This is a genomic window from Ruminococcus sp. OM06-36AC (genome assembly GCF_003438725.1).
GTDB classification, from domain to species: domain Bacteria; phylum Bacillota; class Clostridia; order Oscillospirales; family Ruminococcaceae; genus Ruminococcus_C; species Ruminococcus_C callidus.
Genome location: NZ_QSTT01000015.1, coordinates 1 through 19,300 on the forward strand (window position 1 = coordinate 1; position 19,300 = coordinate 19,300).

Sequence of the window (19,300 nt, forward strand, 5' to 3'; positions counted from 1 at the left end):
TATACCACACATTAATATTTTATGCAATATTTAAATGTTACAAAGTACTAGAAATAAATTATGTTTTGATGCCCCTGCTGCTTTTTACGGCTGGGGCATTTTTGCTGCAAATTTGTCCTAACAATCTTGTCTTTACAAACGATAAATTTCATGGTATAATAGAAAAAGAAGACTTGCAACAACTGCAACGGAGGTCCATATGGTAACAAATGATGGTACGATCATTCAGATCAAACATGATATTCTGTGCGAAGTCGCAAAATTGGTTTTCGCCGGAAAATTTGAAACAGAAAAAGACGAGCTGCCCTATCGCATGATGCCCGGTCCGAAAGCAAAATACCGCTGCTGTGTCTACAAAGAACGGGAAATTGTCCGGCAGCGAATCCGCCTTGCAGAGGGGAAGGCTCCGCAGGGATCACACAACGACCTTGTGGTACAAGTCGTACAGGCGGCATGTGAGGACTGCCCTATTTCCCGCTACGTTGTCACAGACAACTGCCAGAAGTGCATGGGGAAAGCCTGTCAGCAGTCCTGTCATTTCGGAGCAATCGATATTGGCCGTACGCGGGCACACATTGACCCGCAGAAATGTCGGGAATGCGGCAAGTGTGCGGCAGCATGTCCCTACAACGCCATTGCAGACCTGATTCGCCCATGTCGCCGGAGCTGTCCGGTAGGAGCGATTTCCATGGACGAAAACGGCATCTGCATCATTGACGAGAAAAAATGTATCCAGTGCGGCAGATGTATCCATAGCTGCCCGTTCGGTGCGATCAGTTCTAAGTCCTGCTTGGTAGATGTCTGTCAGGCACTAGTGGACGGCAAACATGTCTATGCCATGTTTGCTCCCTCTACAGAAGGACAGTTCGGCGAAGGCATTACTTTCGAAAGCTGGCGGAACACTCTGAAGGAAGTGGGCTTTACCGATCTGGTAGAAGTCGGACTGGGCGGTGACATGACCGCTTATGCCGAAGCAGCGGAGTGGGCGGAAGCATATCGGGAGGGCAAAAAGCTGACAACCTCCTGCTGCCCCGGCTTTGTCAATCTGATTCGTCTGCACTATCCGGATCTGATCGACAATATCTCCACTACCGTTTCTCCCATGTGTGCGGTTTCCCGCTGGATCAAGTCCAAGGATCCGGAAGCGGTAACTGTTTTTGTAGGTCCCTGCATCGCCAAAAAGAGCGAAGTCATCGACCAGCACATTGAGGGCAGTGCGGACTACGCCATGACCTACGGCGAGATCCGTGCCATTATCCGTGCCAAGGGCGTTACCATTCACGAAGCAGAGGAAACCAATCAGCAGTCCAGCACTTTCGGCAAATGGTTCGGCAACAGCGGCGGTGTGACAGATGCCGTATTGGAAGGCATGAAAGAACAGGGCGTGACCGACGAAGTCAATGTGGAACGCTGCAACGGCACTGATGCCTGCAAGCGTGCCCTGCTGATGCTGAAAATGGGCAGATTCTCCGGCGACTTTATCGAGGGCATGGCTTGCGACGGCGGCTGTGTAGGCGGCCCCAGCCGCCACGGTGAAGTGAACAAGTTCAAACGTGCCAGAGAAAACATGATCAAAAAGGCAGACAACCGCAGCATTCATGAGAATCTGGAAAAGCTGGGAGCAGAACAAATCCCCATGCACCGCGAAGAATCTCTATAAGAAAAAGCACTGAACTGCATATAGCATACATAAGGTAATACCGCACAAAGATTGTGCGGTATTGCCATAAAAAAATCCCCGAAAACCGGAACAAATCCGGTTTCGGGGATTTTGTATTTTTTATTCGGCATCCGCCTGATTCTTCCGGTATGCCAGATAGCTTTCCAGAATAATCGTTGCCGCAACAGCATCTACTACGGCTTTCCGCTTTTTGCCTCTGGTATTGGTGACATTCAGGTAGGAATGTGCTGAAACTGTAGTACAGCGTTCGTCCCACATCACCACCGGCAGACCGGTCAGTTCTTTCAGACCGTCCCCGAACTTCTGACACAGTTCCGCACGTTCTCCCACGGTACCATTCATATTCTTGGGATAGCCTACCACCAGCAGTTCTGCACGGTGTTCCTTAGCAGCGGCAGCGACTTTTTCCTGACACTGGGTAAAGTCCTTTTCCGAAATCACCCCAGCCGGAGAAGCCAGCATTTCGCCCTTATCGCAAACGGCAAGCCCTGTACGGGCATCGCCGAAATCTACGCCCATAATAATCATAAAACGCCTCACTTACCACGGCTGCACGGTGCCGATAATTTCCTGCACCGAAGCAATATGATGTGCGTCCAGCCAGTCGTTCATCTCCGAAATGATGCGAACCGGAGCATAGGGATCGGTGAAAATAGCAGCTCCTACCTGCACGGCACTGGCACCTGCCATCATCATTTCAATGGCATCTGTACCGCTGGACACGCCGCCCATACCGATTACCGGAATGGAAACCGCCTGTGCGACCTGCCAAACCATACGCACAGCAATGGGAAAAACCGCAGGGCCAGACATGCCGCCGACATTGTTCCGCAGAATCGGGCGGCGATTTTCGATATTGATCCGCATGCCCAAAAGGGTATTGATGAGGGAAACGCTGTCGGCACCGGCGGATTCCACTGCCTTGGCAATATCGGTAATGCTGGTGACATTGGGAGAAAGCTTTACGATCAGCGGCTTCTTGGTTGCCTTACGCACTGCTGCGGTAATCATTTCCGCACTCTCACAGTGCACGCCAAACGCTGCCCCGCCCTTTTTCACGTTAGGGCAGGAGATGTTCAATTCGATCATATGCACATCGGTTTCGTCCAGCTTTTCCGCAATGGAAACGCATTCCTCTACGGTAGAACCGGCAATATTTGCCAGAATCACAGTATCCTTTGTCAGGAGATTCGGCAGTTCCCGTTCCAGAAACGCGTCGATTCCCGGATTCTGCAACCCTACCGAGTTCAGCATACCGCTGGGAGTTTCGGCGATACGGGGAGCCGGATTGCCCGGACGGGGCTGTCCGGTTGTACCCTTGGTGGCAATGCCGCCCAGTTCCGAAAGCGGGAACAGTTTCTCGTACTCTCTGCCATAGCCAAATACGCCTGATGCCGGAATGATCGGATTTTTAAAGGATACGCCGGCTACATTTACTGCTAAATTTGCCATTACCAAACAACCTCCTCTGCCGGAAATACCGGACCGTCTTTGCAGACGTGTCCCATCACGGATTTGCCTTCCCGTTCCAGCTGGCATGCACATACCAGACAGGCACCAATGCCGCAGCCCATGCGTTCTTCCATGGAAACCTCACAGCGAACGCCGTATTCCTTTGCGGCGGCAGCCACGAATTTCAGCATGGGGCGTGGGCCACAGGCATATACCATGTCTACATCACCCTTTGCAAGCTGCTCTTTCAGCGGCTCTGTAACCAAATCCTGTCTGCCGGCAGTGCCGTCATCGGTACAGAGAATGGTTTCCGCACCAGATGCGTGGAATTCGTCCTGCAATGTGACAATATTTGCCGAACGGAAACCACATATTGCTGTGGCACGTTCGCCATACACCTGTGCCAGCGACAGCATAGGCGGATTGCCGATACCGCCGCCAACGACTACCACATGTTTTGCCTCCGGCAGAATGGTGAAGCCATGTCCCAGCGGTCCGAGAATGTCCACGTTTTCCCCTGCCCGCACATTGGCGAGAGCATCGGTACCAGTGCCTTTTACCTCAAACACAATGGTCAGGGTTCCGGCAGCTTTGTTAATCTCACAGATCGAGATCGGGCGACGCAGCGTGCAGCCTACAGGCAGCAGGTGCACAAACTGTCCGCACGCTGCCTGCTGTGCAATGGAACGGCATTGCAGCACCATGCGATAAATATTTTTAGCAAGTGCCTGCTTTTCCAGAACCGGCACCAGCATCTGTTCATATGCCATGACAATTTCTCCTTTCAACAGCAAAAAGGGCGGGCGGGAAATCTCCCCGTCCGCCACGGTTTGCGTGATTTTTAAAGTCAGATCTTTGTAATATCGACCATTTCTACATCATCAATGCTGCGGCCAGACTCCAGCACGTTTGCCAGAGCCTTGGCTGTATCGATCGCAGTCAGGCAGCAGATCGAACGTTCTACAGACTTCCGACGCATCTTTACGCTATCTCTTGCCGGCAGACGACCCTTTGCCGAAGTGGAGATCATATAGTGGATCTTGCCGCTTTCCAGCAGTGTAATGGTATTCGGTTCTCCGTCAGAGATTTTCTTTACCAGATTGGTGGCGATCATGTTATGGTTCAGCACGGCTGCGGTACCGCTTGTACCGTACAGTTCGAAGCCCATACGTGCCAGCTTGTCTGCAATCTCAATGATTTCCTGCTTGTCGCTGTCGCGGACAGAAATCAGCACGCCGCCTTCCTTCTTCAGGTCATAGCCTGCGGCGATCAGACCCTTGAGCAGTGCGTCCTCCAGATTGGTGGCAATACCCAGACACTCACCAGTGGACTTCATTTCCGGTCCGAGCATGGTGTCTACGTCCTGTAGCTTTTCGAAGCTGAATACCGGTACCTTGACGGCAACGTACTTGCCCTTCGGATACAGACCGGACTTGTAGCCCAGACTCTGGAGGGTTTCACCCAGCATGATCTTGGTTGCGATGTCTACCATGGGGATACCAGTTACCTTACTGATATACGGCACGGTACGGGACGAACGCGGGTTTACTTCGATTACATAAACTTCGTTATTGTATACCACGTACTGAATGTTAATCAGACCAACTGCGTGGAGTTCCTTTGCCAGCAGTCCGGTATAACGCACGATGGTATCAGTAATTTTTTCGCTGAGGTTCTGTGCCGGATAAATGGAGATCGAGTCACCGGAGTGGACACCGGCACGCTCTACGTGCTCCATGATACCCGGAATCAGGAAGTCCTTGCCATCGCAGATCGCGTCAACTTCGACTTCTGTACCCATCATATATTTATCGATCAGCACCGGATTTTCAATCATATGGCTGGTGATGATCGCCATATATTCTTCAATATCCTTGTCCGAATGTGCGATGATCATATTCTGACCGCCCAGTACGTAAGACGGACGCATCAGAACCGGATAACCCAGATCGTTGGCAGCCTTGAGGGCTTCCTCAGTCGTCATGACGGTTTCACCAGCCGGACGCGGAATGCTGCATCTGCCCAGCAGTTCGTCAAAACGCTCTCTGTCTTCGGCTGCGTCAATATCGTCTGCGGAAGTACCCAGAATATTAACACCCATATCTGCCAGATACCGTGTCAGCTTAATGGCAGTCTGTCCGCCAAACTGTACCACAACGCCGTAAGGCTTTTCGGTGTTGATGATATTGGCAACGTCTTCCTTTGTCAGCGGGTCGAAATACAGACGGTCGCCGGTGTCGAAGTCGGTGGAAACGGTTTCCGGATTGTTGTTGCAGATGATCGCTTCACAGCCCATTTCTTTCAGAGTCCATACGCAGTGTACAGAACAGTAGTCGAACTCGATACCCTGACCGATACGGATCGGACCGGAACCGAATACGATAATCTTTTTCTTGTCGCTGTGCTGACGTTCAATGAATTCTTCCGCTTCGTTCTCGTCATCATAGGTGGAGTAGAAATACGGCGTTTCTGCCTTGAATTCGCCTGCACAGGTATCTACCATTTTATATACAGCATGGCGGTGCATCGGGCACTTCTTGCCGGAAATACGTTCAATGGTCGCGTCCAGATAGCCGTACTGCTTTGCCAGCAGGTACAGATCTTCGGTCAGCGGCTTGGCAGCCATTTCCCGTTCCAGTTCAATCAGGTTCATCAGCTTGTTCAGGAACCAGCAGTCTACCATGGTCAGTTCGTGCAGTTCTTCTACCGTCTTGCCACGCTTCATTGCCTCATACAGCTGGAATGCACGCTCATCGTCTACGACCTGCAGCCGCTCCATAATTTCTTCCAGAGGCATCTTTTCATACTTCTTCATGTTCATGGAATCTACGCCCAGTTCCGTCGAACGAACAGCCTTCATAATGGCTTCTTCGAAGCTGGTACCGATTGCCATGACTTCACCGGTCGCTTTCATCTGGGTGCCCAGTGTCCGCTTTGCGTAGACAAACTTATCAAATGCCCACTTCGGATACTTGACAACGACGTAGTCCAGAGCCGGCTCGAAGCAGGCGTAGGTCTTGCCGGTAACCTGATTGACAATTTCGTCCAGTGTATAGCCGATCGCGATTCTTGCGGCAACCTTTGCGATCGGGTAACCGGTCGCCTTGGAAGCCAGTGCAGAAGAACGGGATACACGGGGGTTTACTTCAATGACTGCATATTCCATGCTGGTGGGGTGCAGTGCAAACTGACAGTTACAACCGCCCTCTACCTTCAGTTCGGAAATAATGTTGATCGCAGCGGTACGCAGCATCTGGTATTCCCGATCTGTCAGAGTTACAGTCGGGGCGATAACGATACTATCGCCGGTGTGTACGCCGACCGGATCGAAATTTTCCATGGAGCAGACGGTGATGACGTTGCCCTTGCGGTCACGGATCACCTCAAACTCGATTTCTTTCCAGCCGCTGATGCACTTTTCGATCAGAACCTGTGTGATCGGAGAAAGACGCAGACCGTTCTTGGTGATGTCGCGGAGCATTTCTTCATTGTCTGCGATACCGCCGCCTGTGCCGCCCAGTGTGAATGCCGGACGCACGATAACCGGATAGCCGATGATCTTGGCAAAATCTACGGCATCTTCAATGGTTTCTACGACCTTTGACGGGATACAGGGCTGGTTGATCTTTTCCATGGTATCCTTGAATGCCTGACGGTCTTCTGCCTTATGAATGGTCAGCGGGTCAGCACCCAACAGCTTGACACCGTTGGCTTCCAGAAAGCCTTCTTCCGCCAGCTGCATGGACAAGGTCAGACCAGTCTGACCACCCATGGTAGACAGCAGGCTGTCCGGCTTTTCGATCCGAATGATCCGCTTTACCACGTCCAGCGTCAGCGGTTCGATATAGACCTTATCCGCCATCGCCTTATCTGTCATGATCGTTGCCGGATTGGAGTTGATGAGGACAACTTCCAGACCTTCCTGTTTCAGTGCACGGCAAGCCTGTGTTCCTGCATAGTCGAACTCCGCAGCCTGTCCGATGATGATCGGACCGGAACCGATCACGAGAACCTTTTTAATATCACTTCTCAATGGCATAACTTACTTCTTCTCCTTTTCCATCACAGCAACGAATTCGTCAAACAAATATGCGGTATCCAGCGGTCCGCCGTGTGCTTCCGGATGGAACTGCACCGTAAAGGCATTGATCTTGTGATAACGAATTCCCTCACAGGTTTTATCATTGGCGTTGATATGAGAAACGGTTCCCACTTCCGGATCCAGACTTTCTCCTACAACTGCATAACCGTGGTTCTGGCTGGTGACATAAGTCCGGTGACTGTTCAGGTCGATAACCGGCTGGTTGGCACCGCGGTGACCGTACTTCAGCTTTTCTGTCCGACATCCCTGCGACAGTGCCAGCAGCTGGTGTCCCAGACAGATGCCGAAGATCGGAATGCCCAGCTTTGCGATCTCGCCCACATTGTCGATGATCGCCTGATTTTCGGACGGATCCCCCGGTCCATTGGAAAGCATGATGCCGTCTACGTGCATCGCCTTTAATTCTTCTGCACTGGTGGCTGCCGGCAGAACTACGACTTCACAGCCGCGTTTTACCAGTTCGTTCCGGATATTGCGTTTGTAACCGAAATCGTACAGAGCAACCTTATACTTCGGTGTTCCCTCACGATAAGTTCTCGGCTCGTCGCCGGTCACGCTGAGAATTGCATTCTGAATGGTGTAGTTCCGAACCTGTTCCAGCAGCTCTTCTTTCTTGGCGTAAACGTCTTCTGTTGTAATCACGCCGTTCATAACGCCGACTTCCCGAATGATACGGGTCAGCTTACGAGTATCGATGTTGTAGATGCCCACAATGTTCTGTTCTTTCAGGAATCCGTCAATATCCCCTTCCATACGGAAGTTCGACGGGGTGTTGCACCATTCCCGCACAATGTAACCGTGGATATAAGAACGTGCAGATTCGCTGTCTGCTGCATTGACACCATAGTTGCCGATCAGCGGAAATGTCTGTGTGACCAGCTGCCCATAATAGCTGGGGTCGGTCAGTGTTTCCTGATAAGCAGTCATACCGGTGGTAAAGACTACCTCACCGATTGCCGTTCCCTTGACACCAAAATGCAAACCTTCAAAAATCGTTCCGTCTGCCAGAAGCAGATAGGCGTTATCGCCTCGTTCCAATAATGACATGACACCAGTCCTTTCCGATCTAAGAGCCTGCGATGCACCTTGCAATGCACCGGCGTTGCCCTGAAAAATTATAAATATGCGGTAATATCATCACGCATACGGATTGCTTCTCTTCTGGCAGCTTCTGCAAAAGCCGTTTCCGGACAGTTTTCTTCCTTCTTCCATGCACACATAATGGCACGGGAGGAGTTGACAATCGCACCTCTGCCGTTTTCATCAAATGCACCGGCAACGCCCTGTGCACCGCCGCCCTGTGCACCGTATCCCGGCACCAGGAATAGCGTATGCGGCAGCTTTTTCCGGAGTTCCGCCAGCTGTTCCGGATAGGTCGCACCTACCACAGCACCCACTGCGGAATAGCCATAGGCACCGATCTGCCTGCTGCCCCAGTTTTCGCACATTTCGCCCATGATCTCATAGACCGGCTTGCCGTCGATCAGTCTGTCCTGCAGTTCTCCGCTGGACGGATTCGAGGTCTTTGCCAGCACGAAAATACCCTTGTCATATTTTTCGCAAACGTCCAGCAGCGGCTGAATGCCGTCTGTTCCCAGATAGCCGTTGACTGTCAGTGCATCTGCTCCAAAGGGTTCCAGTTCCACGCCGTCCACATCTACTTTTCCCAGATGTGCGGTGGCATATGCAGTCATGGTCGCACCAATGTCATTGCGTTTGCCGTCTGTCATGACGAACATGCCCTTGCTCTGTGCATAGCGAATGGTTTCCGCCAGTGTGCGGACACCTGCCCAGCCGTACATTTCATAGTATGCAGCCTGCGGCTTGATCGCCGGAACCACATCGTACAGGGCATCGATCAACGCCTTGTTGAACTGGAGAATTGCATCAGCAGCTGCCTCCAGTGTATGTCCCAGCTTCACAAAGCTGGCATCTTGTATGAACTGCGGCACGTATTCCAGACGTGGATCCAGTCCGGCTACGGACGGATTGTGCAGTTCGTCAATTCGTTTGATAAGTCTGTCAAAAGCCATTGCATCGGTTCCTTTCTTCTAAATACTCTGTATCCTGATAGCGAATGATGCCGTCTGTGATGGTACACACCGGTTTGCCCACCAGTGTTTTGCCCTTCCAGATCACATTTTTCGCTTTGGAGTGCATTTTTTCCGGATCTACTGTCCAGTGATAATCCAGATCTACCAGCGTCAGATCTGCCGGCTCACCTACTGCCAGCTGATGCTGCGGCAAGCCCAGAATCTTGCGGGGATTCTCTGCCATTTTCTGTACCAGCTGCGGCAGGGTCATCAGACCGGCATGCACCAGTTTCAGCGAAGCTGCCAGCGAGGTTTCCATGCCGATCACGCCGTTGGGAGCGTAACGGAAATCCGCCTTTTCCGACGGAGCATGAGGAGCATGGTCAGTAACGATACAGTCAATGGTACCGTCCAGAAGTCCCTCCAGCACTGCCTTGCGGTCTTTTTCCGTCCGGAGAGGCGGATTCATACGGTAATCCGCATCACCGCAGAGCACCGCTTCCTCTGTCATCAGGAAATAGTGCGGACAGGTTTCACAGGTCACCTTGACACCCTGTGCTTTGGCGTGACGAATGATCTCCACGCTGCCGTAAGTGCTGACGTGAGCGATATGAATCGGCACATTGGCAGAAGCCGCCAGAATGATCTCCCGTGCGGTGATATAGTCTTCCGAAGCCCGATCCATGCCTCTGACACCCAGCGTTTCCGAAGCCACGCCGCGGTTCACAATGCCGCCGTTGATAATGGACAGATCTTCACAATGAGAAATAACCGGCAGCCCCAGTGCATCGCCCTGAATCAAAGCCTGCCGCATGGTTTCTGCACACTCTACTGGTCTGCCGTCGTCGGAAATGGCACAGATGCCGGCATCTTTCAACGCCGCATAGTCGCACATTTCCTCGCCTTTCAGCCCCTTGGTAATGCAGCCCACGGGGTGAATCTCCACGCCGGTATAAGCTGCTTTTTCACAGATATAGCGGACAGTGTCTACGTTGTCGATTGCCGGCGAGGTATTCGGCATGCATGCCACGCCGGTGATGCCGCCAGCCAGTGCCGCTGCGGAACCGGTGAAGATGTCCTCTTTATGTGTCTGCCCGGGGTCACGCAGATGCACATGCATATCAAACAGCCCTGGCAGTGCTGTCAGGCGGGAGCCGTCAATGACAAAGTGGGCAGATTCGTTCAGATCTTTTCCCAGCTTTGCGATCACGCCGTCCTGAATCAGCATGTCACAACGGGGCGAAATGCCGCCCTGCACCAATTGTACATCACGAATCAAAATGGTTTGCTTCATTCTTTCCTCATTTCTGCATCAGTGTTCTGATAAATCACAACACAGTCGGTTCCGTCAATTTCCCGCACGGAAACCCGAACGGTTTCGCTCTGTGCAGTCGGAACGTTCTTTCCGATATAATCCGGACGAATGGGTAGTTCCCGATGTCCGCGATCCACCAGTACTGCCAGCTGCATGCACTGCGGTCTGCCGATCGCCAGAATCGCATCAATGGCAGCACGGCAGCTACGACCGGTGTACAGCACATCATCTACAATGACAACACGCTTGTCCTGTACCGGAAAATGAATGGTACTCTTTGCGGAATGTGTGGCATCGGCAATGCGGTCATCGCGGAATGGGGTGATGTCCAGTGCACCGAATTCCACCTCTGCACGTTCCAACTCGTATATTTTACGGGCAATCCGTTCTGCAAGCACAACGCCGCGGGACAAAATGCCCACAATACATAGATTTTCGGCTCCACGATTCCGTTCCAGAATCTCATACGTAATCCGTGCCACTGCACGGCGAATGGCACTTTCGTCCATGATGATCGCTTTTTGTTCCATACACACCTCCTAAGAGATCATTCACAAAAAAAGCACTTACCCGTTTCAGACAGGCAAGTGCGTACAACAACTTCTGCATCAACATACCGTACATGCAGAAGGGATCTTATCCGGTTTATGAAACGCCTTGTCAATCTCACGGGATCAACTTAAAGGAATCGCTCTTTCCGAGTGCATATCCAACGCACTCGTTTGGTTTTTACTAGTATACCACATTTTCCGGCTCTTGTCCAGTGCTTTTCTGCAATTTCCGAAAAATTTACACTTTTTCCGCAGTTGCTCCGGACAACCGATTGCTCAGCTCCACCAGCTGCTCCATGGTCAGGTTCTCCATACGTACCGTTTCCGGCAGTTCCATGGCATGCAGGGCTTCCAGCAGAACCGGTTTTTCATAGTGCATCGTTGCGGACAGTGCATTCACCAGCGTTTTCCGCCGCTGGGAAAAACCGTGTTTCAGCATGGAGAAAAAGTGCTGGGGATCGCGTGTCTGGTCGGCATAGCGTTTCTGCACATCGATGCGAATGACAGCAGAATCCACATTCGGCGGCGGCAGGAAGCTGTCCCGCGGCACAGTAAACAGCATCTCTACTGTTCCATAATAGTTCACCGCGGCAGTGATCGCACCGGAATTGCGGGTACCCACCGGAGCCTGCAATTTTTCTGCCACTTCTTTCTGCACCATTACCGTAATGGAATCAATGTTTGCTCCGCTTTCCAGCAGGTGCATCAGGATCGGCGTGGTAATGTAATACGGCAGATTGGCACAGACTGCCACGTGCAGACCAGCGAATTCCTGTTCCAGCAGCTGCGGCACGTCGAACTGCAAAATATCGCCGTGCAGAATGTGCAGGTTTTCGAATTCCCCGACAGTTTCCTCCAGAATCGGCAGCAGCCGCTGGTCCAGTTCCACGGAAGTCACCTTTTCGGCACGCAGTGCCAGCTGCTGTGTCAGGGTGCCGATACCCGGACCGATCTCCAGCACACCATAACCTGCCGCAGCGTTGCCCTCCTCGGCGATTCGCGGGCAGACAGAGGAGTCGATCAGAAAGTTCTGCCCCAGCTTCTTGGAAAAGTGAAACCCGTGCCGTCCCAGAATCGAACGGACGGTTTTCATATCTGTTAAATTGATCATCATGATTTTACCTCAATACTTTTCTGAAGATGTGTGCTGTACAGATAGCACTGTCGCACCGGCATTCCCGTGATGCACTGTAATGCACCGCGGTACAGCAGCAGCTGTTCCCGATAGCTGTCCGCCAGTTCCTCCGGCGAAGAAACGGTATCGGTCTTATAGTCCACCAGCACGAAGCCGTCCTCCTCCTGAAATGCCAGGTCTATGATACCTTTCAGGATACTGTCGGAGTTTTCATAGCGGTGCAGGATCGCCGCAGCTTCCGGATATGCCTGCAAGTCCCGACACTGCACCAGAAATTTCTTTTCCCGCAGTACCATGCGGGAACGGCGGAGCCGCTGATACAGCTGGTCGCGGAAGAATGCTTCCGGAATCTCCGGCTTTACGACAGCCGCCTGCTCCGGTGTCAAAAAGCCGTATGTTTGCAGCCGCCGGATTTCCGCAGGAACATCGGCTTCCGCTTTCCGGAAATCGGCGTACTGGAAAAAGGTATGGATTGCTGTACCCCGTTCCGCACCGGTAAGCCTGCCCTCTTTCTGCCGGAAATCCGGACGTTTCCAGACAGGAGCACGATTTTGTCTTGCCTCCTGAATTGCCGAAACGCTAAGCAGGGACTCCCGTTCGCAGTCCGGCGATACATACTGGAACGCCGTGATCCGACGCAATTCTTCCAGTGTTTCCTCGTCCGGCGGAGCCGTCACCTCTGCCTGCAATTCTTCCGTTTCAGTTTCCTCCGGCAGTTCGAATTCATAGGCAATTTGCAGGTTTTCGCTCCACGCCGGCGTTTTCCAGTACTGCGGCGGGAAATTACATGCATCTGCCAATTCCGCATCATGCCGCAGGAACAGGCACATCCAGATCCACTGTGCCATGCTGCTCACTGACTGTACCAGATAGACAGGCAGTTTCCCCTCCGGCAAGATCATTGCACTGCACTTGGTCAGACAGCCGCTTTTCCCCAGATAGGATTTTTTCCATTCCAGCGGCAGGAACAACTGTTGTTTTGCACGTGTCATTGCCACATACAGCAGACGCAGTTCTTCACTTTTGTAGGCGTTTTCACCTTCCTGGCACAAAACTGCAAACGGCACAGTTTTGGCACGGACATAGGTCGTCGGGTCTTTCACGCAGAATCCGGCAAGCCCTCTCTCGGAAAACAGGGCACTCTTTTCGCCGTCCCTGTGCTTCATAGCCTTTTCCAGATTGCCGAGGAATACAAAGGGATATTCCAGTCCTTTGGAGCCGTGCATGGTCTTTACTGCCACAGCGTTTTCCGCACCGGCGGAAACGGACGACTGCTGAAAGTCATCGTTATTTTCCAGCAGCCAGTCAATATACCGCAGAAAGCCGGAAACACTGCCGTGAAATGCATCGGTGTTCTCCTCATACTGCTTGGCGTATTGCAGCAGCAGACGCAGATTTGCCCGCTTTCGTTCCCCGTCTTTTGCCAGCTGCATTACAGACAGGAAATCCGTGGTGTCATAGATTCGCCGAATCAGAGATTCCAGCGTCATCATGCCGGAGTCCTGCCGCAGCTTTTGTACGGTGTCATACAGATGCCGGCACTTCTCCACCAATACTGAATCCAGCTTTTCCGATGCGGACTCTTCTGCCACACCAATGGCGATCTGCACCGCGTGAAACAGCTTGGACTTTTTGGCAAGCATACGAATCTGCATCAGTTCTTCCGGCGTAAACCAGAACATCGGAGAAAGCATCACTGCCGCCAGCGGCGTATCCAGTGTAGGATTGTCCAGCACACGAAGCATGTCGATCAGAATGCTGATCTCCCGTGCTTTCAGATAGCCCTTTTCCTCCGGGCTCTGCACCGGAATGCCGGCTTCTTCCAGAGCGTGGGCATATGCCGCACAGGTATCATTATTTCGCAGAAGCACGCAGAAATCCCGATACTGACAGGGGCGAGTTGTGCCGTCCTTTTGCACCACCGGTGCATTTTCTGCAATCATCTGCCGGATTTTCCGAACGACATAAGTCATTTCTGCATCGTATTCTTTATCCGGTTCCAGAACTGCCACGCAGACTTTCTGCTGCTCTTTCGGCAGGATCTCGGAAATAGCAGAGCCGGCATACAACGCCTCCGCTTCGTTATAGGTCACATCGCCGCAGGATCCCGTCATCAGGTTGCCGCAGACGAAGTTGACAAAGTTCAGAATCGCAGGAACGCTTCGGAAATTCTGGTTCAGTACAATGGGATTGCACACGCTGTCCGGCTTTCCGGCAGAGGCAATGGCATCACTGAAGTTCTGCGGATTTGCCAGGCGGAACCGATAGATCGACTGCTTGACATCGCCTACCAGAAAAACGTTTTCCCCGTAACGTAAGGCTCTGGTCTGGGGTTCAACGCAATTGCGGGAGAGCAGCTTGAAAATATCGTCCTGCTTGTTGTTGGAATCCTGATATTCATCGATCATGATCAGCTGATAGTATGCCTGCAACTCCTCTGCCAGCGGGGACGGAAAAATTCTGCCGTCTTTTTGCGGCACTGCGAGAAGTTCCAGTGCCATGCGTTCCGCATCGTCAAAGGACAAGGCATTCTGCCGCACTTTCTCTTTCCAGATTTCCGCGGAAATCTGTTCTTCCAGTTCCAGCAGCAGCGGCATCAGCTGTGCCGTCTGTGCCAGATCTTCCGCCGTATAGGGGTAAATGGTTTCTATCTGCAACGCCACATCTTCTATCATGCCTTTATACATTTCGCGGAGTGATTTGGCACGTGCAAGGGCTTCTTCGTTCAGCAAGCCCTTTTTGCTGCTGGAAAATCTTTTCCCTGTCCGTTCCTGTTTCAGCTTTGCGTAAGGTTCCAGCAGTTTTTCTGCATCTGATTCCTGCTGCACCATGCGGAGCGTCTGCTCCAGCATGTGCACGTCTGCTTCGATCCACGCCAACGCCTTGTTATCCGTAACAGATTCGTAGAGTTCCGAAGCAGTATCTGCCGCTTCATTTGCCAGCCGCAGAATCATTTGCAGATTTTGTTCCATGCCTGCCGACAGCATCTGATAATAGGCAGAATCCTCCAGCGGCTTTTGTAGTTCCTGCTGCACCTGCTGTACCCAGTTTTCACGGAACGGCACTGTGCCCAAAAACTTGTGCAGTTCCAGCAGCAGCCTTTCCAGATCGGTGTCGTCTTTTTCACAGAAACTGTTCCACAACAGCTGCATATCTTCTGCACGGTCTGTGTGCCACTGGTTCAGTACCACGTCCGCCGCTTTGGAAGTCATCATTTTGCTTTCGGTTTCACTCAAGATGCGAAAGCCTGCGGTGATCCCCTGATCGCCCAGATTTTCCCGAATCAGTTCAAAGCAGAAAGAACTGATCGTGCAGATATGGGCGTTTTGCAGGCGGATCTGCTGCTGGTACAGCCACGTATTTTCCGGCTGTTCCTGCAATTTCTGATCCAGTGCCTGATACAGACGGGAACGCATTTCTGCTGCCGCATCATTGGTGAATGTTACCACGATCATATGATCTGCGGGAACTTTGTTCTCCGGTGATTCGTCCATCAGAATCCGCAGCAGACGTTCCACCAGCACCGATGTTTTTCCGCTGCCCGCTGCCGCAGAAACGATCAGACCGCTGTCCCGTCGGGTGATTGCTTCTTTTTGCTGTTCTGTCCAATCCATCAGTGTTTTTCCTCCTCTGCCAGTTCTTCCAGAATCCTCATCATTTCACTTTTCTGAACGGTCGCACTTCCCAGCCGCAGACGTTTCCGGCAAAGGCTGCTTGTACCGCAGATATTGGAGAAGTCGCAGTATTCACATACCGTCTTGCTGCCCATATCCAGTGGCAGAGCATCGATCTCCCCGCGGTACACCCGTTCTGCCATGTATATCAGCTGATCCAGTACGTACTGCCGCAGACCTTTCATCTGCCCTGTCGTCAGGAATATGCCTTTGTTGAGTTCCAGACCGCCAGTGGCATTCAGCTTTCCGTTCAGGTACACGCCGTCGCCGTTTTTCTCCATAAGCCGCAGCAGGTGTGCATCTTGCAGCAGAACGCCGTTCATCTGATAGGACTGGTTGCGTTTTGCAGCAGGTGATACAGCATCTTCCCGCTTCAGGTTGCACTTCACCTTTCCGGCAGGCAGATACAGCACGCCTGCCGGCTTTGACCCCGCCAGTGCAGTTCCTTCTGACAAAATGGAAAACAGATAGATCAGCATCTGCATGTCCAGTCCATAGAGCAGATTTCCCAGTTCAAAGATCTTTCCATTGGTCTTATAGTCTACGACACGCACCCACTGCTGGTCGCCGTCCTGACAGATGTCCACACGGTCAATCTTACCGATCAGCTTTACCGTCTGTCCCGCCTCGGTGTGCAGACAAATTGGCGGAAAGTTCGGATTTTCGGAAGAAATTTGCAGTTCTGTGCAGTACGGCACAAATGCAGACTGCCGGAATTCTTCCTGCAAATGCTGGCACACCGGCAGAACTTCTTCTACAGCGTGGTGATATGCCGCCTGTTCTCTTTCACTCTTGGAAAAATCACCGCCCATGTTCTCCTGCCAGTACACTGCCGCAGATGTCTGTATCTCCTGTTGCAGCTGTTCCGCAGTGAGTGCCAGAAAGCTTTTCTTGTCGTATTTTCGGAGCAGCTGTTCCAGACAATAGTGCACCATGCTGCCGTAGTTGGCAGCGTTCATCTGCACCTTCTGCCGCTGGTACAGCCGGAGAATGTCATTGCAGTAATACCGGAACGGACACTTCTGATAGCGTTCCAGCGAAGATGCGGAAAGCTGCATGGTATTGCCCAGATATTGCTGCATCAGTTCCGGACTGGAAATCGAAAACAGCGGGGCATCTTCTGAACGCTGCTCGGCAAGTTTCCCCAGACGTTTCAGTTTCTCGGCAAATGACGCATCATCCAGCAGCAGTTGTTCTATGCTGGCTGTGTCGGTGTTATGTGCCGCATAATTCTGCACATACTGATAATACGCCGCATGCATCGTCACGCTGTAATACGAAGGTTCCAGCGATGCACAATTCTGATGCAGGGTTTCCGCCTCCGGAAACGTCCGCTGTATCTGTGCGATCACCGCAGACGGGTAACACTTCTGATGAGTCACGTCTACCACAGGATAGGTCAGATACAGTGCATGGGAGGCAGAGGACAGCAGCTTATACGCAGCAAGACGTGCATCTGCCATCTGGCTTTCCGCCGGCTTTGCCACAGACAGCCGCACGTCTTCCGGCAGGAATTCGCAGTCCCGTTCCGAAAAAACCATGCTGCCGCCGGGAAATGCAGGAAATGTTCCCTCACAGACACCCAGCAGGAAAACGATTTTCGGAGCATTCAGACGTGCGGTGCTGCCCTGTGAGATCAGCACAGCGTCCAGTGTCCGCGGCGGCGTAGCACGCTGAATGTTGCCGGTCAACGCCGCAAACACTGTGCTGAACTCCGAGAATTCCATTTCCAGTGTCCGGTACAGCGTAGACAGGTGTTCCAGAATATCGATAAAGCTATTCCAGACCAGTGCCCACTCCTCGGAAGTCTGCATGCGTTTCTGCTCATCTGCAATTATTTTCAGCTGACGGTTTAACTGCTCCTCCACCTGCTGTTCTGTCAGGAACTGGTACAGCATGCTGCAAAATTCCGCACCGGTATGCTGCCCTTTCAGTTTTTCCCGCAGTTCCTGCAATGGGGTCAATAATTTCAGACGAACCGCTTCTGCTGATGCAAAATTCCCCGCAGCAAAGGGCGTATTCCACGTTTTTCCGTCAATTTGCCACATATAGCAGTAGTTTTCCAGATCGGAAATTTCTTCGACGGAGCAGGAAGTCAGACTGGTCTTTCCCAGACGCATCAGCAATTCTGTGTCCGGACGGGTTTGCCGCAAAATGCCCAGCAGCGTATGCAGATACACCAGCAAGGGCGTGTACAGCATTGACTCTTTTTCGTCCATGTAGTAAGGCAGTTTATAGCGTTCCATTGCCGTTTCCAGAATGCTCCGGTAATCAGTCATCTGGTTGGACAGCACGGCAATATCCCGACAGCGGAGCGTGTGATCTTTCGCCAGCAGCCGCCGAATAGTTGCACAGACGTAGTCCACTTCCTCTGTGGGCGACTGTGCTTCCAAAATATGCAGGTGCGGTGCTTCTCCGGAAAACGGCTGGGTATTCCGGAAAACGTGTTGGTTCAGCCAGCTGAGTTCAGCTGCCTGAAATCGGTACGGGGTATCGCACACTTCCGTTTCCACCGGAATCCGCAGCTTTTTTGCCATATCCTGAATCTTGCAAAATGTTTCCTGCACGGCGGCAAACAGCGAGAACGGTTCCTTTCGGGTATGCTCCATGCGGAGTGCGATATACAAATCCTTGCCGGACGAAAGCAGCACAGACAGCATCTGGTACTCATCTTCTGTGAAGCTCTCGAATTCGTCCAGAAAGATCACATCACCCAGAAATGCATCATGACCATTGGCAATCGCAGCCGCTTCGGATAAGTCCGTTTCTGTATCTTTCAGCTGGTGCTGTTCCAGAAGCTGGTCATACCGCTGATAGATCTCAAACACGTCCAGCATCTTTTCCTGCAATCTGCCGTTCAGTTCCGCACTGGAATTGTACAGCTGTTCCGGCGGGATTCCGCTGCGGCGAAACTGGGTAAACATCATTGCCAATTCACTGACAAACGAAGCCTGCCGGCACTGTTTTCCCAACAGCTGCAATTTTTTCTCCCGTTCCGAAACCTGCAACACCGCCTGATACAGCAATGCCATTTTTGTCAGTTCGTCCGCGTTGGTCTTGCCGTCCGGCACGCAGCCGAACCGCTGGAATACCGCACGTGCCAGAGATTTGAAGCTGTGGGTTTCCAGCTGGTTAAATGCAACCGGTCCGAGGATCCGGTAGAGTTTCTGATCAAATTCGTAGGAAAACTGCTCCGGCACCAAAGTCAGAATCTGTTCGCCTGCCTTCAGCTGCTTCTGCAAATGCTGAATCAGACATGTGGACTTTCCGCAGCCGGCACCGCCAATAAGAATATGCAGCAAATTCCATGCACCTCCCGTAATTGAAAAAGTGGTTCACGCTCGTGAAAAATAGAGT

At 52.1% G+C, this 19,300-nt stretch carries 13 protein-coding genes; 2 read left to right on the forward strand and 11 right to left on the reverse strand.

Going from position 1 to position 19,300, the window contains the following annotated elements; translation table 11 throughout:
• Together DXB92_RS13985 and DXB92_RS09790 are read left to right on the forward strand one after the other, a co-directional pair.
• On the forward strand, positions 1-206 hold a 206-nt coding region (locus tag DXB92_RS13985), incomplete at its 5' end, for a hypothetical protein (RefSeq protein ID WP_207658594.1).
• Entirely contained in the window at positions 200-1,660 is a 1,461-nt protein-coding gene (locus DXB92_RS09790; RefSeq protein ID WP_117733733.1) for a 4Fe-4S dicluster domain-containing protein, read from the forward strand. The genes DXB92_RS13985 and DXB92_RS09790, both read left to right, overlap by 7 nt.
• Before the next feature lie 120 nt (positions 1,661-1,780).
• On the opposite strand, the gene ruvX is transcribed toward DXB92_RS09790, so the two are convergent.
• The 11 genes from ruvX to DXB92_RS09845 form a co-directional block, all read right to left on the reverse strand.
• On the reverse strand, positions 1,781-2,209 hold the full coding sequence (ruvX, locus tag DXB92_RS09795; RefSeq protein WP_117733734.1) for a Holliday junction resolvase RuvX: 429 nt from the start codon (positions 2,207-2,209) through the stop codon (positions 1,781-1,783).
• A 12-nt stretch (positions 2,210-2,221) separates the two neighbouring features.
• Positions 2,222-3,133, reverse strand: a complete 912-nt coding sequence (locus DXB92_RS09800; protein WP_117733735.1) for a dihydroorotate dehydrogenase — start codon at positions 3,131-3,133, stop codon at positions 2,222-2,224.
• Positions 3,133-3,903 (reverse strand): dihydroorotate dehydrogenase electron transfer subunit, encoded by a 771-nt coding sequence (locus tag DXB92_RS09805; RefSeq protein ID WP_040647683.1) that lies wholly within the window; start codon positions 3,901-3,903, stop codon positions 3,133-3,135. The genes DXB92_RS09800 and DXB92_RS09805 overlap by 1 nt, the downstream gene beginning before the upstream one ends.
• 77 nt (positions 3,904-3,980) lie before the next feature.
• Positions 3,981-7,172 carry a carbamoyl-phosphate synthase large subunit gene (gene carB, locus DXB92_RS09810; protein WP_021682433.1) on the reverse strand — a complete coding sequence of 1,064 codons (3,192 nt, stop codon included), beginning with the start codon at positions 7,170-7,172 and terminating at the stop codon, positions 3,981-3,983.
• A 3-nt stretch (positions 7,173-7,175) separates the two neighbouring features.
• Positions 7,176-8,282 carry a carbamoyl phosphate synthase small subunit gene (locus DXB92_RS09815; RefSeq protein ID WP_021682434.1) on the reverse strand — a complete coding sequence of 369 codons (1,107 nt, stop codon included), beginning with the start codon at positions 8,280-8,282 and terminating at the stop codon, positions 7,176-7,178.
• Positions 8,283-8,350: 68 nt separating this feature from the next.
• Positions 8,351-9,268: an orotidine-5'-phosphate decarboxylase gene (gene pyrF, locus DXB92_RS09820; protein WP_021682435.1), complete on the reverse strand. Its 918-nt coding sequence runs from the start codon at positions 9,266-9,268 to the stop codon at positions 8,351-8,353.
• Entirely contained in the window at positions 9,258-10,562 is a 1,305-nt protein-coding gene (locus DXB92_RS09825) for a dihydroorotase (RefSeq protein ID WP_117733736.1), read from the reverse strand. Before DXB92_RS09825 ends, pyrF begins: the two co-directional genes overlap by 11 nt.
• Entirely contained in the window at positions 10,559-11,113 is a 555-nt protein-coding gene (gene pyrR, locus DXB92_RS09830; protein ID WP_117733737.1) for a bifunctional pyr operon transcriptional regulator/uracil phosphoribosyltransferase PyrR, read from the reverse strand. The genes DXB92_RS09825 and pyrR overlap by 4 nt, the downstream gene beginning before the upstream one ends.
• A 259-nt stretch (positions 11,114-11,372) precedes the next feature.
• Positions 11,373-12,248, reverse strand: coding sequence for a 16S rRNA (adenine(1518)-N(6)/adenine(1519)-N(6))-dimethyltransferase RsmA (gene rsmA, locus DXB92_RS09835; protein ID WP_242986640.1), 876 nt, complete (start codon positions 12,246-12,248; stop codon positions 11,373-11,375).
• Complete coding sequence (gene addA / locus DXB92_RS09840; RefSeq protein ID WP_117733739.1) at positions 12,245-15,883, reverse strand: helicase-exonuclease AddAB subunit AddA; 3,639 nt, start codon at positions 15,881-15,883, stop codon at positions 12,245-12,247. The genes rsmA and addA overlap by 4 nt, the downstream gene beginning before the upstream one ends.
• A complete protein-coding gene (locus DXB92_RS09845; RefSeq protein WP_117733740.1) occupies positions 15,883-19,245 on the reverse strand; it encodes a PD-(D/E)XK nuclease family protein in 3,363 nt (1,120 codons plus the stop codon). Before DXB92_RS09845 ends, addA begins: the two co-directional genes overlap by 1 nt.
• Positions 19,246-19,300 lie beyond the last annotated feature (55 nt).

What these genes read in the sequence shown, in the direction of transcription:
- DXB92_RS09790 (WP_117733733.1), top strand. Translation starts at nt 200, where the DNA reads ATGGTAACAAATGATGGTACGATCATTCAGATCAAACATGATATTCTG.
- ruvX (WP_117733734.1), bottom strand. Translation starts at nt 2,209, where the DNA reads ATGATTATTATGGGCGTAGATTTCGGCGATGCCCGTACAGGGCTTGCC.
- DXB92_RS09800 (WP_117733735.1), bottom strand. Translation starts at nt 3,133, where the DNA reads ATGGCAAATTTAGCAGTAAATGTAGCCGGCGTATCCTTTAAAAATCCG.
- DXB92_RS09805 (WP_040647683.1), bottom strand. Translation starts at nt 3,903, where the DNA reads ATGGCATATGAACAGATGCTGGTGCCGGTTCTGGAAAAGCAGGCACTT.
- carB (WP_021682433.1), bottom strand. Translation starts at nt 7,172, where the DNA reads ATGCCATTGAGAAGTGATATTAAAAAGGTTCTCGTGATCGGTTCCGGT.
- DXB92_RS09815 (WP_021682434.1), bottom strand. Translation starts at nt 8,282, where the DNA reads ATGTCATTATTGGAACGAGGCGATAACGCCTATCTGCTTCTGGCAGAC.
- pyrF (WP_021682435.1), bottom strand. Translation starts at nt 9,268, where the DNA reads ATGGCTTTTGACAGACTTATCAAACGAATTGACGAACTGCACAATCCG.
- DXB92_RS09825 (WP_117733736.1), bottom strand. Translation starts at nt 10,562, where the DNA reads ATGAAGCAAACCATTTTGATTCGTGATGTACAATTGGTGCAGGGCGGC.
- pyrR (WP_117733737.1), bottom strand. Translation starts at nt 11,113, where the DNA reads ATGGAACAAAAAGCGATCATCATGGACGAAAGTGCCATTCGCCGTGCA.
- rsmA (WP_242986640.1), bottom strand. Translation starts at nt 12,248, where the DNA reads ATGATGATCAATTTAACAGATATGAAAACCGTCCGTTCGATTCTGGGA.
- addA (WP_117733739.1), bottom strand. Translation starts at nt 15,883, where the DNA reads ATGGATTGGACAGAACAGCAAAAAGAAGCAATCACCCGACGGGACAGC.